This is a genomic window from Brevundimonas bullata (genome assembly GCF_014207965.1).
Taxonomy (GTDB): Bacteria; Pseudomonadota; Alphaproteobacteria; order Caulobacterales; family Caulobacteraceae; genus Brevundimonas; species Brevundimonas bullata_A.
The window spans coordinates 102,372-115,886 of sequence record NZ_JACHLM010000004.1 but is presented as its reverse complement, the minus strand read 5'-3'; the positions used below and the strand labels follow the sequence as shown (position 1 = coordinate 115,886).

The 13,515-nt window shown below is 69.3% G+C and carries 8 protein-coding genes; 2 read left to right on the top strand and 6 right to left on the bottom strand.

Features of this window, described 5'->3' with window-relative positions:
• Positions 1-226: 226 nt before the first annotated feature.
• Entirely contained in the window at positions 227-1,966 is a 1,740-nt protein-coding gene (gene ggt, locus HNP51_RS12535; RefSeq protein ID WP_184270921.1) for a gamma-glutamyltransferase, read from the top strand.
• Positions 1,967-1,999: 33 nt separating this feature from the next.
• Entirely contained in the window at positions 2,000-4,465 is a 2,466-nt protein-coding gene (locus tag HNP51_RS12530; protein ID WP_184270919.1) for a zinc-dependent metalloprotease, read from the top strand.
• A 266-nt stretch (positions 4,466-4,731) separates the two neighbouring features.
• Here the strand turns inward: HNP51_RS12530 and HNP51_RS12525 are convergent, their stop codons facing one another.
• From HNP51_RS12525 to HNP51_RS12500, 6 genes are all read right to left on the bottom strand, one after another.
• Positions 4,732-5,847, bottom strand: coding sequence for a P1 family peptidase (locus HNP51_RS12525; RefSeq protein ID WP_184270917.1), 1,116 nt, complete (start codon positions 5,845-5,847; stop codon positions 4,732-4,734).
• Complete coding sequence (locus tag HNP51_RS18880) at positions 5,844-7,472, bottom strand: ABC transporter ATP-binding protein (RefSeq protein WP_184270913.1); 1,629 nt, start codon at positions 7,470-7,472, stop codon at positions 5,844-5,846. Before HNP51_RS18880 ends, HNP51_RS12525 begins: the two co-directional genes overlap by 4 nt.
• A gap of 2 nt (positions 7,473-7,474) precedes the next feature.
• Positions 7,475-8,329 carry an ABC transporter permease gene (locus tag HNP51_RS12515; protein WP_184270910.1) on the bottom strand — a complete coding sequence of 285 codons (855 nt, stop codon included), beginning with the start codon at positions 8,327-8,329 and terminating at the stop codon, positions 7,475-7,477.
• Positions 8,326-10,866: an ABC transporter substrate-binding protein gene (locus HNP51_RS12510; protein WP_184270907.1), complete on the bottom strand. Its 2,541-nt coding sequence runs from the start codon at positions 10,864-10,866 to the stop codon at positions 8,326-8,328. The genes HNP51_RS12515 and HNP51_RS12510 overlap by 4 nt, the downstream gene beginning before the upstream one ends.
• Before the next feature lie 156 nt (positions 10,867-11,022).
• Positions 11,023-11,874 carry a phosphatase PAP2 family protein gene (locus tag HNP51_RS12505; protein WP_260398483.1) on the bottom strand — a complete coding sequence of 284 codons (852 nt, stop codon included), beginning with the start codon at positions 11,872-11,874 and terminating at the stop codon, positions 11,023-11,025.
• Positions 11,875-11,891: 17 nt separating this feature from the next.
• Positions 11,892-13,472 (bottom strand): alkaline phosphatase, encoded by a 1,581-nt coding sequence (locus HNP51_RS12500; protein ID WP_184270904.1) that lies wholly within the window; start codon positions 13,470-13,472, stop codon positions 11,892-11,894.
• Positions 13,473-13,515 lie beyond the last annotated feature (43 nt).

The following is a 13,515-nucleotide window of genomic DNA, read 5'->3' as shown; positions in this document are numbered from 1 at the left end:
GGTTCCGTCTCAGGTCGGACTAGATGCCGCCACAATCGCGCCGTCAACCGGTTAAGGTCAAATATTGCTGATATCCAATATTGTGAGCAATGTAATCACTCCAAATCGACCTTGAGTTCGCAGTTTCAGCAATGCTATCGCTCTCATCAGACGTTCCTCATTGAACGCGGCCTGCCGGTAGGCTCCGTATTTCGATGAAGCTGACGCGAATTGTGACGGGGTGGCTATGCGTTCTCATCTGAAGATTTTGGCGGTCGCTGCGGCGGCGCTGCTGGCGGCTGCGCCTGCTCTGGCGCAGGAGGCGGCGGTTCCGACCCGGCCTGCGGTCGGCAGCGGCGGCGACATTGTCAGCTACGGCCAGATCCACAGCCCAACGGTCGGGCGCGGCGGCATGGTGGTGAGCCAGAGCGCCCTGGCGACCCAGGTCGGCGTCGACATCCTGAAACAGGGCGGCAACGCCGTGGACGCCGCCGTGGCCGTGGCCTTCGCCGAGGCGGTGACCTTGCCGCGCGCCGGCAATATCGGCGGCGGCGGCTACATGATCGTCCACATGGCCGCGACGGCGGATCGTCCGGCCCAGGACGTGGCCATCAACTATTACGGCACGGCGCCGCGCGCCACGACGCCGGACTTCCTGCTGGACGACAGCGGCAAGTTCGACCGCCGCGCGCCCTCCAGCTTCCGCAACGTCTCGGTGCCCGGCACGGTCGCGGGCATGTGGGAGGCGCACAAGCGTTTCGGCGCCCTGACCTGGGCCCAGGTCGTGGCCCCTTCGGTCAAGCTGGCCGAGGACGGCGTGATCCTGTCGGACGGCGAGGCGGACGCCACGGCGGGTCGCGCCACGGTTCTGGCCACCGATCCCGGCGCGCGCGAAGCCTATCTGAAGGCGGACGGCACGCCCTACCGCGCCGGTGAACGGTTCAAGCAGCCGCAACTGGCGTGGAGCCTGCGTCAGGTGCAGCAGGGCGGGGCCGACGCCTTCTATCGCGGCGAACTGGCGAAAAAGATCGTCGAAGGCGTGCGCGCCGGCGGCGGGATCATGGACGAGAAGGATCTGGCCGATTACCGCGCCGATGTGACGGCGCCGATCTGGTCCACCTATCGCGATCACCGCATCGCCTATATGCCGCCGACCGCCTCGGGCGTCAGCGTGGCCGAGGGGCTGAACCTGCTGGAGCACTTCCCCATGCGCGAACTGCGCTGGGGCAGCGTCGACAGCCTGCACCTGATCTCGGAGGCGATGAAGATCGTCTCGTCGGACCGTCGCCTGATCGGCGGCGCGCCGCAGTGGACGACGCCGGCGCAGGGGCTGGCCAGCAAGGAATTCGCCGCCGAGCGGGTCAAGCTGATCCGCATGGATCGTTCGCTGGCGGCCGCGGACATCCCGGAGGGCAACCCCTATCCGTACGAGAGCCAGGACACGACCCACTATTCGGTGGCCGACGCCCACGGCAATGCGGTGTCGAACACCTACACGCTGTCCAACTCCTACGGCGCGCACGTCGCCCCGGTGGGGACGGGCATCCTGCTGAACAACTCGCTCGACAACTTCTCCTGGGGCACGAACGGCCAGCCGAACTCGCCGGCGCCGGGCAAGCGTCTGGGTTCGACCATCACGCCGATGATCGTGTTCGATGACGACAAGCCCTGGCTGGTCACCGGCACGCCGGGCGGCGGCTATATCATCGCCACCATGGTGCAACTGATCTCCAACGTCATCGACCATCAGTTGAACATCGCCGAGGCGGCCATGCGTCCGCGCCTGAACCAGGGCGGCGGCGACAGCCCGCTGGAACTGGAAGGCGGCTTCTCGCCCGACGTCGAACGCCTGCTGCGCGAGCGCGGCCACACGGTCCGCCCATCCATGACAATGGGCAGCACCCAGTCCATCATGATCGAGGGCGACCGATTCCTGGGCGCGGCGGACACCCGCCGTCCCGACGCCCTGGCGCTCGGCGTCCAGTAGCACTTCAGCATTAGTCAACCGCGGGGGCGGCCCATGTTGCGCAAGGTTCTGCTGGCGAGCGTCGCCGGCCTGGTTCTGGTCGCGGGCGCCGCGCCCGCGATGGCTGAGGCGGGAGGCTCGCGTCCTGAGGCGACCGCCGCCTTCCAGGAGGGCCTGTTCGCGGTTCGTCTGGATCGCGAGAAGGGCAGGGTTCTGGTCCGCCTGCCGGCGCCGGGCGAGGGCGGCGTTCTGGGGCGCTACCTCTATCAGCCCGGCCTGTCGGCAGGTCTGGGCATGGACGGGGTCGGGCTGGATCGCTCGGGCCTGGGACAGGCTCAGATCGTGGCCTTCCAGAAGGTCGGCCATCGCGTCCTGGCGCGGTTCGAGAACAACCGCTTCCGCGCCGTCGGCGCCGGGGCGGACCAGCAGAACGCGGTGACGGCCTCCTTCGCCCCCTCGGTGATCTGGGCCGCCGACGTGGCCGAAACCCATGCGGACGGCTCGGTCACGGTGGACCTGTCGGGCTTTCTCGAGCGCGACGCGGTCAACGCCGCCGGGCGGCTGAAGCGCGGGCGTCAGGGGACGTTCAAGGCGGCGCCGACGCTCGGCTACCTCGACCTCGACCAGACCCTGGTCTTCCCCGACAACGTCGAGTTCCAGAGCGTCCAGACCTTCACCAGCGACGAGCCGGGCATGGAGCTGTCGCGCGTCGCCCCCGACGCCCGTTCGGTAACCATCGCCGTGCGCCACTCCTTCATCCGCCTGCCCGACGACGGCTTCGTCAGCGTGCCGCACGACCCGCGCTCTGGCACCTCGGCACAGGTTCTGGTGACCGACTTCGCCGCCGATCTGGATCAGCCAGTGGTCCGCCGTCTGGCCCGTCGCTTCCGACTGGAGAAGACCGATCCGAGCGCCGCTCGCTCGACGGTCAAGAAGCCCATCGTCTTCTACGTGGACCGCGCCGCGCCCCAGGCGATCCGAGAGGCCCTCATCGACGGCGGCAACTGGTGGGCGCAAGCCTTTGATCGCGCGGGCTACATCGACGCCTTCCGGGTAGAGCTTCTGCCCGACGGCGCACACCCGATGGACGCGCGCTACAACATCGTCTCCTGGGTTCACCGCGAGACGCGCGGCTGGTCCACGGGCACCAGCGTCAATGATCCGCGCACCGGCGAGATCGTGCGCGGCGTGGTGCAACTGGGCTCGCTGCGGGACCGCCAGGACAAGATGATTTTCGAGGGTCTGGTCGGCGCGGCCAAGAGCGGGACGGGGGGCGAGGATGATCCCGACCGTCTAGCCTATCAGCGGCTGCGCCACCTGTCGGCGCACGAGATCGGTCATGCGCTCGGCATTTCCCACAACTTCGCCGCCTCGACCTATGAGGATCGCGCCTCGGTTATGGACTACCCGGCGCCCTGGGTGATCGCGGATGGCGACCGTCTCGACTTCAGCCGCGCCTATACGACGGGCGTCGGTGCCTGGGACCGCTATGTCGTCGATTGGTTGTACGGCGATGCGCCGGGCCAGGACCCGGTCGCGCGCCGCGCCGCACTGGCAGCCGAGTCTCAGGCCAAGGGCTATCGCTTCGTCTCTGACAGCGACACGCGGGCGCTAGGCGGAGCCCAGCCCTACAGCGCCATGTGGGACAACGGGACCGATCCGGTGGCCGAGTTCGCCAACGTCATGGCGGTGCGCAAGATCGCGCTGGACCGCTTTGGCCTGGGCAATATCCCGGACGGGGCGGCGGCGGCTGACCTGCAGCGGGTGATCGTGCCGATCTACCTCTACCACCGCTATCAGACGACGGCGGTGGCGCGGTTGATCGCGGGCGTGGACTATCGTTACGCGGTCAAGGGCGACGGCAACGAGACGGCCGAGGTCATGCCCGCCGAGCGTCAGCGCGCGGCGCTGGAGGCCCTGATGAAGGCCCTGTCGCCCGAGGTGCTGGACCTGCGCGATCCGCTGATCGACCTGCTGTCGTCGGGCCAGTCAGGCAATAGCGACCGCCAGACCGAGATCGAGCTGTTCAAGGGCAAGACCGACGCCGTGTTCGACCCGTCGTCGGCGGCGGCGACGGCGTCCGAGGTGGTGTTCGAATCCCTGCTGGCGCCGGAGCGTCTCAACCGCCTGGTCGAGCAGCAGCGTCGCGACGCGGGACAACTGGGCCTGCCGGAGACGCTGGATCGGGTCGCCGCGACCGTCGGCGCCGGCGCCGCGCTCAGCCCGCGCCAGATGGAGCTGCGTCGCGCCGTGCGCGCCCGCTATGTGACCAATCTGGCCAAGCTGGTGCAGGGGCAAGATCTGTCATCGACGGCTCAGGGCGTGGTGCGCCACCATGCGCGGCGTTTCGGCGAACAGCTGAAACGCTGTCGCGGCGACCGGCTGGAGACGGCCCAGTGCGTCTATCTGGGCGAGCTGCTGACGGGCCCGGTCGAGGACCTGAAGGCCCTGACCGAAGGGGAGCGGGCGGTTCAGCCCATTCCCCCCGGCGCCCCGATCGGCAGCGACGACTGGCTGTAGAATGGGATGCACTAGAGCCGAAGGCGATCCGTAAGGCGAAAGGGTGAGGGGCTGAGTAGTCAGTCGGCGTGAGCCGTCGTTCCTAGCGTCGCTACCTCAGCAAAGGAGAACGGCTCTCGATGAGGCTGTTCGTCCTCGGCGCATGGGCCAATCCAGGTTGCGGGCTACGGCTAACGCCGACTGAGGCCCCGAACCCTCACCCTTTCGCCTAGCCAATCGCTGCGCTCTTGGAGGCTCAAGCCCTCTCCCAGCAGGAGAGGGGTGTCCTAAAGCTCCCGCCAGGTCTTGCCGGTCTGACCTTCGTAGTTGGCAGCATGATAGACGCCGCGCGCGATGGCGCGGGCCAGGACGTCGGCGGCGACATTGCCCAGCTGGGCCACGGCGACCTGACGCATGGCCGGATCGGTGATCTCTTTCTTGCCGGTGGACAGGCAGAACAGGGTGTCGCCGTCGAAGGGCGCATGGCTGGGGCGGATGGCGCGGGCCATGCCGTCCTGGGCCATGATGGCGACGCGTTGGCACTCCACGCGGGTCAGGGCGACGTCGGTGGCGATGCAGGCCAGGGTGGTGTTCTCACGCGGGCGGGCGCGGCCTTTCGACAGGCCCCAGTCCTCGGCCGAGGCGGCGAGGCCCGCCGAGCCCAGACCGCCGAACTCGTCGCCGATCTCGAACGGGGCGGCCCAGAAGGTCTTGCCATTGGGGGCGACGACCGCGCCGACGCTGTTGACCGCGACGATGGCGCCGACGGTCCAGCCGTTGGCCATCAGGGCCGAGGCCGAGCCGATGCCGCCCTTCAGTGCGCCGGCCTCGGCGCCGTAACCGGCGCCGGCGGTGCCAAGGTCAAAGCGGTCGCCCGCGGCTTCCAGCGCCTCGACGGCCAGACGACGATAGGGGGGGTCCATCTCCCATTTCTTGTCGCCGCCATTGGCGAGGTCATAGAGGCAGGCGGTGGGGACGATGGGCGAGGGCGGCACGCCGGGCGCGCCCCCCATGCCGTAGCCGCGTCCGCGCATCCCCATCCAGGCGGCGATGCCGTCGCCCGAGGCCAGGCCGTAGACCGAGCCTCCGGAAAGCACGATGGCGTCCACCTCCTGCACCAGATTTTCAGGCTTCAGCACGTCCGTCTCGCGCCCGGCGGGACCGCCGCCGCGTACGTCCACGGCCGCGACGGCGGGCTTTTCAGCCAAAATGACGGTGACGCCGGTGCGCACGCCCGCGTCATGGGCCTGACCGATCTTGATGCCCTCGACGTCGGTGATCAGGTTCAAAGGACCGGTGCGGCCGGAGGCGCGCGGGGCGGCGCTCTGGGCGGCGGACGCCGCGCTGGCGGCGGTTGCCGCGCCGCCGATCAGGGCCGAGCCGAGCAGGGTTCTGCGGTTCATCGAACGGTCTCCTTATGGGCGGCGTCGAGCGCGCCGATATTGCGGGCCAGATCCGGCGTCGCCGCCAGAAGTTTCTGCGTATAGGGGTGCGAGGGGGCGGCGAAGACGGCGGCGGTGTCGCCCTGTTCCACGATCCGCCCCGCCTGCATGACCAACAGCCGGTCGGTCACGGCCCGCACCACGGTCAGGTCGTGGGTCACGAACAGGTAGGCCAGGCCCAGACGGCTGGACAGGTCCGCCAGCAGGTCCAGAATCTGGGCCCGGATCGACACGTCGAGCGCCGACACCGCCTCGTCCAGGGCGATGACCGCCGGGTCGGTGATCAGGGCGCGGGCGATGGCGATGCGCTGGCGCTGGCCGCCCGAAAACTCATGCGGATACTTGTCGCCGGCCGAGGCGGGCAGGCCGACCTGCTCCAGCATCTGATCGACCCGGCGGCGGGCCTCTGTGGGCGAGGGCTGCGTGTCCAGCAGGTGGAAGTTCTCGGCCACCAGCCGGGCCACGGTCCAGCGCGGATCGAAGCTGCCGTAGGGGTCCTGGAACACCACCTGGATGTCGCGGCGGATGGCTTTCAGCGCCGCGCCCCGGGCCGCCGTGATGTCGCGGCCTTTGACCAGAACCCTTCCGGCCTGGGGCGTCTCCAGCGCGAGGATAGCCCGCAGCAGGGTGGACTTGCCGCAGCCGCTCTCGCCGACCAGACCGACGCTCTCGCCCGGTTGGATGGTCAGGCTGACATCGTCCACGGCGCGGAAGGCCTTGGGCTTGCCGAACAAGGGGCGGCCCCCGGCGTATTCGCGCACCAGGCCCTCGACCTGCAGCACCGGCGCGGCGTCGTGCTGGACGGCGGCCTGGCGCGACGGGGCGTGGACAGCGTTGGCCAGGAGCCGCTGCGAATAGGGGTGAGTCATGCCGGTGAAGATGCGGCGCGTGTCGCCCTCTTCGACCAGTTCGCCGTCCTTCATCACCGCCACCCGGTCGGCGGTCTCGGCCACCACGGCGAGGTCGTGGGTGATGAGGATCAGCCCCATGCCGTCCTCGCGCACCAGTCGCTTCAGCAACTCCAGCACCTGGGCCTGGGTGGTGACGTCCAGCGCCGTCGTGGCCTCGTCCGCAATCAGCAGCTTGGGCGTCAGGGCGATGGCGATGGCGATGGCCACGCGCTGCCTCTGGCCGCCCGACAGTTCGTGCGGGAAGCGCCCCAGCGGGAAGCGTTCGGCGGGCAGGCCGACGCGATCCAGCACGGCCCGGGCGACGGCCAGGGCTTCTTTGCGCGAGGTTTTCTTGTGCAGACGCACCGTCTCGGCGACCTGATCGCCGATGGTCATGACGGGGTTGAGGGCCGTCATCGGCTCCTGGAAGATGATGCCCACGTCGCGGCCACGCACCTTTTGCAGGGCGGCGTCGGAGGCTCCGGAGATAAGCTGGGCGTTCAGGCTGATCTCGCCGGTCATCGTCGCGCGCGGCGGCGTCAGGCCGAGGATCGCCAGCGAGGTCATCGACTTGCCCGAGCCGCTCTCGCCGACCAGGCCGAGGATTTCGCCGGAGGCGACGGACAGGCTGACCTTCTTCAGGATCGGCGTTGAACCGATCGACAGGCTGAGGTCGCGGATGTCGAGAACGGTCATGCTCAACGCTCCCGCCGCACGCGCGGGTCGAACAGATCGCGCAGGCCGTCGCCGCTCAGGCTGAGGCCCAGCACGGTCACGAAGATGGCCAGGCCCGGCATGATGGCCAGCCATGGGGCGAAGCCGATCATGGTCTGGGCCTCGGCCAGCATCCGGCCCCAGCTGGGCATGGGCGGCTGGGCGCCGAGACCGACATAGGACAGGCCGGCCTCGGCCACGATGCCGACGGCGAACTGGATCGCCGCCTGCACGACCAGCAGGCTCATCAGATTGGGCAGGATGTGCTGGACCGAGATCAGCGTCTTGGACTTGCCCGCCGTGCGCGCCGCCAGAACATACTCACGGGTCCACAGCCCCATGGCGGCGCCACGCGCGACGCGGGTGAAGACGGGGATGTTGAACAGGCCGATAGCGATGATGGCGTTGATCGCGCCGGGGCCGAAGACGGCGGTGATCATCACCGCCAGCAGCAGGGCGGGGAAGGCGAAGACCAGGTCGTTGCCGCGCATGACCAGTTCGTCGACCCAGCCGCCGCGCGCCGCCGCGGTCAGACCCAGAGGCACGCCGATCCCGGCGCCGATGCCGACGGCGACCAGGGCCACGGCGAGCGAGTTCTGGGCCCCGACCATGATCATCGACAGGACGTCGCGACCGAAATGGTCCGTGCCGAACGGATGGGCGCTGGACGGTGCGGTTAGTTTGGCGGCGATGTTCACCGCCTCGACCTCATAGGGCGTCCAGACGAAGGCGATCAGGGCGGTCACCACCACGATGGCGGTCAGCGCGCCGCCGACGATCAGCGATAGCGGCCAGGGCGCGCGGGATCGGGCGGCGGGAAGGGCGGGGGCGTCGGTCATGCGCGGCGTCCCCTCAGGCGCGGATCAGCAAACAGATAGGCCAGGTCGATCAGGAAGCTGACCAGAACCACGGCGAAGACCAGCACCACCACCACGCTCTGCACCACGATCAGGTCGCGCTGGGTGATGGCCTGGAAGACCAGTCGGCCCAGACCGGGCAGGGAGAAGACGTTCTCGATGATGATGCCGCCCGCCAGCAGGAAGGGGAACTGAAGGCCGAGGATGGTCAGGACGGGGATCCAGGCGTTCCTCAGGGCGTGACGCCACAGGGCCTGATTGACGCTCAGGCCCTTGGCGCGGGCGGTGCGGACATAGTCCTCGTTCATGGTGTCGAGCAGGGCGGTGCGCAGGACGCGAGCGAGAATGGCGGCCTGCGGCGCGGCCAGGGCCACGGCGGGCAGGATCAGGGCCTTGAAGGCGGGCCAGAAGCCTTGGTCCCAGCCGGGGAAGCCGCCGGCCGAGAACCAGCCCAAGTTTACTGAGAACAGCAGGATCAACAGCATGGCGATCCAGAAATTGGGCAGGGCGACGCCGACTTGCGTGACGCCGATCAGGCCGGTGTCGACGGCGGTTCCCCGGCGGCTGGCGGCCATGACGCCGATGGGCAGGGCGACCAGCAGGGACAGGACGGTGGCCATCAGGGCCAGCGGCGCGGAGACGGCCAGACGTTCGGCGATCAGACCGCCGACCGGCACCTGATAGGTGTAGCTGGTCCCGAACTGGCCGGTCAGCAGGTCGCCGAGCCAGGCGAGGTAGCGCTCGAGGCCGGAGCCCTCCAGCCCCATCTGCTGGCGCAGGGCGTTGATGGCTTCCGGGCTGGCGTTCAGCCCCATCATGTAGCTGGCCGGATCGCCGGGCACGACCTGAAGCAGCAGGAAGATGACCACCGTCGCCGCCAGCAGGGTCAGGGCGTGACCGCCCAGTTTACGTGCCAGCCAACTGAGGCCGAAGCGCCAGCCGATGAAGGCCAGCAGGGCCGCTCCAGCGAGGGCGGACATCGAGCCCCAGGGCAGGCGGCCGCTCGTGTGGTTTGCCGTCGTCGCCGTCGCCGCGCCCGCGCCGGTCCAGTAGGCGCCGGTGACGTCGTTGGCGGCGATGGGGCCGTTGATCCACAAACCGTTCAGGTCGGCCTTCCACACGCCGATGCGCGAGGACTGGAACAGGAAGCCGTTGACCGCGTCCTCGCTGATGCGGCGCTGCAGATCGCCCAGCAGGCGGTTGCGCGTCGGCTCGTCCGGGGCGGCGTTGACCTGGGCCAGCAGGGCGTCGAAGGCGGGGCTGTCGTAGCCGAAGTAGTAGTCCTTGCGGCCGTAGATGTCGTAGTCCATCGGCTCGACGTGCTCGACGATGGTCAGGTCGAACTGGCGGCGTTTGAACACCTGATCCAGCCACTGGGCCCATTCCAGGTTCTCGATCCTGGCGCGGATGCCCGCCTCGGCCAGTTGCGAGACCAGCACCTCGCCGCTGCGCCGGGCGTAGGGGCGGGGCGGCAGACGCAGGGTCACATCGATGCCGTTGGGATAGCCCGCCTCGGCCAGCAGTTGACGCGCCTTGGCCGGGTCGTGCGGATAGAGGCCGGTCAGGTCGTTGTAGCCCGGCGCCTGACGCGAATAGTGGCTGCCGATGGGCTGGCCGAAGCCGAACATGGCCCCCTGGATCAGAGCGTCGCGGTCGATGGCGTAGGACAGGGCGCGGCGCACCCGCACGTCGTTGAACGGCGCCTTGGTGTTGTTCATGCCCAGGATGACCTTGCCCTCGGATGCGCCGACGACGACGCGGAAGCGCGGGTCGCGCTGGAACTGGGCCACGTTCTCGGGGGCGGGATAGTTGGGGAAGGCGTCCACGTCGCCGGCGCTGACGGCGGCGAAGGCGGCGGTCGGATCGCTGATGAAGCGGAAGACGATGGTGTTCAGGCGCGGCGCGGGACCCCAGTAGTCGTCGCGGCGCACCAGGGTCAGCTGGCTGCCGCGTTGCCAGCTCTGCAGTTTGAACGGGCCGGTGCCGACCGGCGTGACGGCGTTGGTGGCCGCGCTGCTCGGCGAAACCATCACCGCGTCGCCCCAGGCCAGAACATAGGGCAGGGTCGCCATGGGGCGGGACAGATGGATGCGCAGGGTCGCCGGATCGACCACCTCGACGGATCGGATCGGCGCGAACAGGGCCTTCTGGGCGTTGGTCGAGCCCTCGGCGGTGATGCGGTCCAGCGAGAACTTGGCCACCGAGGCGTCGAAGGGCGAGCCGTCCGAGAAGGTGACGCCGCGCCGCAGATGGAAGGTCCAGGTCAGGCCGTCGGGCGAGGCTTCCCACGATTCCGCGAGGGCGGGCGCAACGACGCCGGTCTGCGTCAGCCTGGTCAGACCCTCGAAGACGTTGGCGTAAACCACCTCGTCCACCGCCGCCGCCGCGCCCGAGGTCGGGTCGAGGTTCGGCGGCTCCAGCGGCAGGCCCAGCACCAGACGGTCGCGCGGCGCCTGCGCCTGAACCTGCGGCGCGGTCAGCCCCCAGGCGAGGCCCAGGGCCAGCGACAGCGCGAGCATGACCAGGCCAAGCCGAGGCCGGCTGTCCCGGCTGCGCCGTCGTAATGCTGTCGCCCCTGTCTTCGTCACCTTGCCTTGATCTCCCCCTCGGCGACGCGGCCGATCTTCGTCAGCCTACGTCAGGAATTTCGTGTCACGCCATCGAATAAGCGCGCCTCACCACGGCTGGCGCGCCAGCGAGGCGGAACAGGCGGGGGCGGCTTCGGTCGCGGCGGCGCGGGCGGCCTCGAACTCGACCTTGGCCTTGGCGAAGTCGGCCTGGAAGGCGGGATCGGCCTTCAGCCGGGTGACGATCGTGGCGCCGACGATGCGGCCCGCCTCGACATCGCTGGGATAGTGGACGCCGCAGACCGCGCGGCTCTCGCCATAGGCCAGGCCGCGACGCAGGATCTGATCGGCGCGGTCCGGCGCCAGTTCGGCCAGCACCAGAGACCAGGCCCAGCCCAGGGCCGAGTGGCCGGACGGATAAGAGCCGCTGGCCCCCAGCCAGCTTTCCGGCGCGATGCAGGTCGGCAGGGATTCGACCACGAAGGGCCGTTTGCGGAAGTAACCCTTCTTGGCCGGGGTCTGGATCATCTCCAGATCGCCCAGCATCTTGCCCATCAGCAGGGTCAGGGTCGGCATCTTCTCGGGCTCGAACTTGAAGCCGAGGGCGCAGTCGAAGGCGCGCGGGGCGCCGGGCGTCTCGATCTCATTGTCGGCGCGGGCGATCTCCCAGCGTTCGGTCCCTTCCAGAGCGCGCATCTGGCGATAGGCGGCGATGTCGGCCTGTTCGCGCAGTGAGCCTTCAGCCGGAGGAGGCGGCAGGAAGTTGGCGGCGTTGGGCGTGTTCTCGGCGGTCAGATAGCCGTGCGGATGATCGCGGAATCCGGTCCAGAAGGTGACGGGTCCAGAGGCCGGGACCGCCGCGGCGGCGTGCGGCGCCTCGACCTGCCCGGCGCAGCCGCCGAGGACGAGGGCGGCGGCGAAGGCGGCGGCGCTGATCCGAACGAAGGGCTTGGGCGTCATGGGGGAACTCCTGAAAATCATGCCGCGACCGCGCCGGGCTTGCCGGCCTCGACGACCCAGGACCTAAGCGTCGAGATCGAGGCGTTCGGGTCGCGCACGTCCGAGATGGCGCGGTAGCGGGTGCTCATACGGTCACGCTCGACGTCTATGGCCATATAGCCTCGCACGCGACTGTCGAAGAATTTGACCTGGGGGTTGTTCGGCATGGTCGCCATCAGGCCCTCATAGGTGGGGCCGGTCGAGGTGATGGAGGTGCCGACGAATTCGGTGGCCAGGGTCGGCGAGCCGGGGTTGCGGCTGTCGGCCTTGACGTCGTTGGTCCAGAAGGAATGGTAGTCGCCGCTGAGGACGACCGGATTCTGCGGCTTGATGGCGGCCAGGGCGCCGGTCAGGCGGTCGCGGGCGGCGGGGAAGCCGTCCCAGGTGTCGGTCCAGTAGCGCGGCTCGGATCCGTCGGCGCCGCCGAGGCGCAGGCCCGCCATGACCAGGTTCTGGCCCAGGATGTTCCAGCGCGCCTTGGACTGGGCCAGGTTGTCGTAGAGCCAGCGTTCCTGCTCGAAGCCGAGGAAGGTGCGCGAGGGATCGAGGCGGTCGGTGCAGGCGCTGTCGGCCACGATCTGGCCCTTGCCGCCGTTGGCGCCGTCGCTGCACGGCTGTTTCGAGCGGTATTGGCGCCCGTCCAGCATGAAGAACTCGGCTAACTGGCCATAGCGGACGCGGCGATAGATCGGCATCTGCATGGCCGCGCTCAGTTGCGTGCGGCGGATCGGCATGGCCTCGAAGAAGGCCTGATAGGCGGCGGCGCGGCGTTGCAGGAAGTCGCGCGGCGAGACGCCGGAGACCTTGGACCAGACGCCGGAATAGTCGTCCTGAACCTCGTGGTCGTCCCAGACGGCGAGGCAGGGCGCGGCGGCGTGCAGGCGCTGCAGATTGGCGTCGGTGCGGTGCAGGGCGTAGCGGTTGCGATAGCCCGCCAGGGTCGTGGCTTCTTCCAGATTATAGGGCCGCACCACCTGGTCGGCGCGATCGGGCCCCAGGCTGTATTCATAGATGTAGTCGCCGAGGAACAGGGTCAGGTCCGGCGCCTCGTCCGCCATGTGGCCATAGGCGCTGAAATAGCCGCGTTCCCAATGCGAGCAGGAGGCGACGGCCAGCCGCAGCCTATCCAGATGAGCGCCAGCGGCGGGCGTGGTGCGGGCGCGACCCGTGGGGCTCCGCTGGCCTTGAGCGGTAAAACGGTACCAGTAGGGGCGATGGGGGCTGAGGCCCGAGACCTCGACGTGGACGCTGTGGGCGGCGGCGGCGTCGGCGACGAACTGGCCCGAGGCGGCGATGCGGCGGAACTGGTCGTCCGTGGCGACCTCCCACTGCACCGGGACGGGCGCGGACAGGCCGCCCCTGCCGTCGGGCGCCAGAGGATCGGCGGCCAGCCGGGTCCAGATGACAAAGCCGTCGGGGGCCGGATCGCCGCTGGCGACGCCGAGCGGGAACAGGTAGGCGCCGCCCGCCTGCGCCCGGCCGAAGCTGAGGACGGCGGGCGCGACGACCAGACCCGTCAGCAGGGCGCGGCGATCCAGGCGGGAGGACGGGGAACTCATGGAAACAGTTGGGTCCGGGCAAACGGGAAAAAGCGGGGGCGAG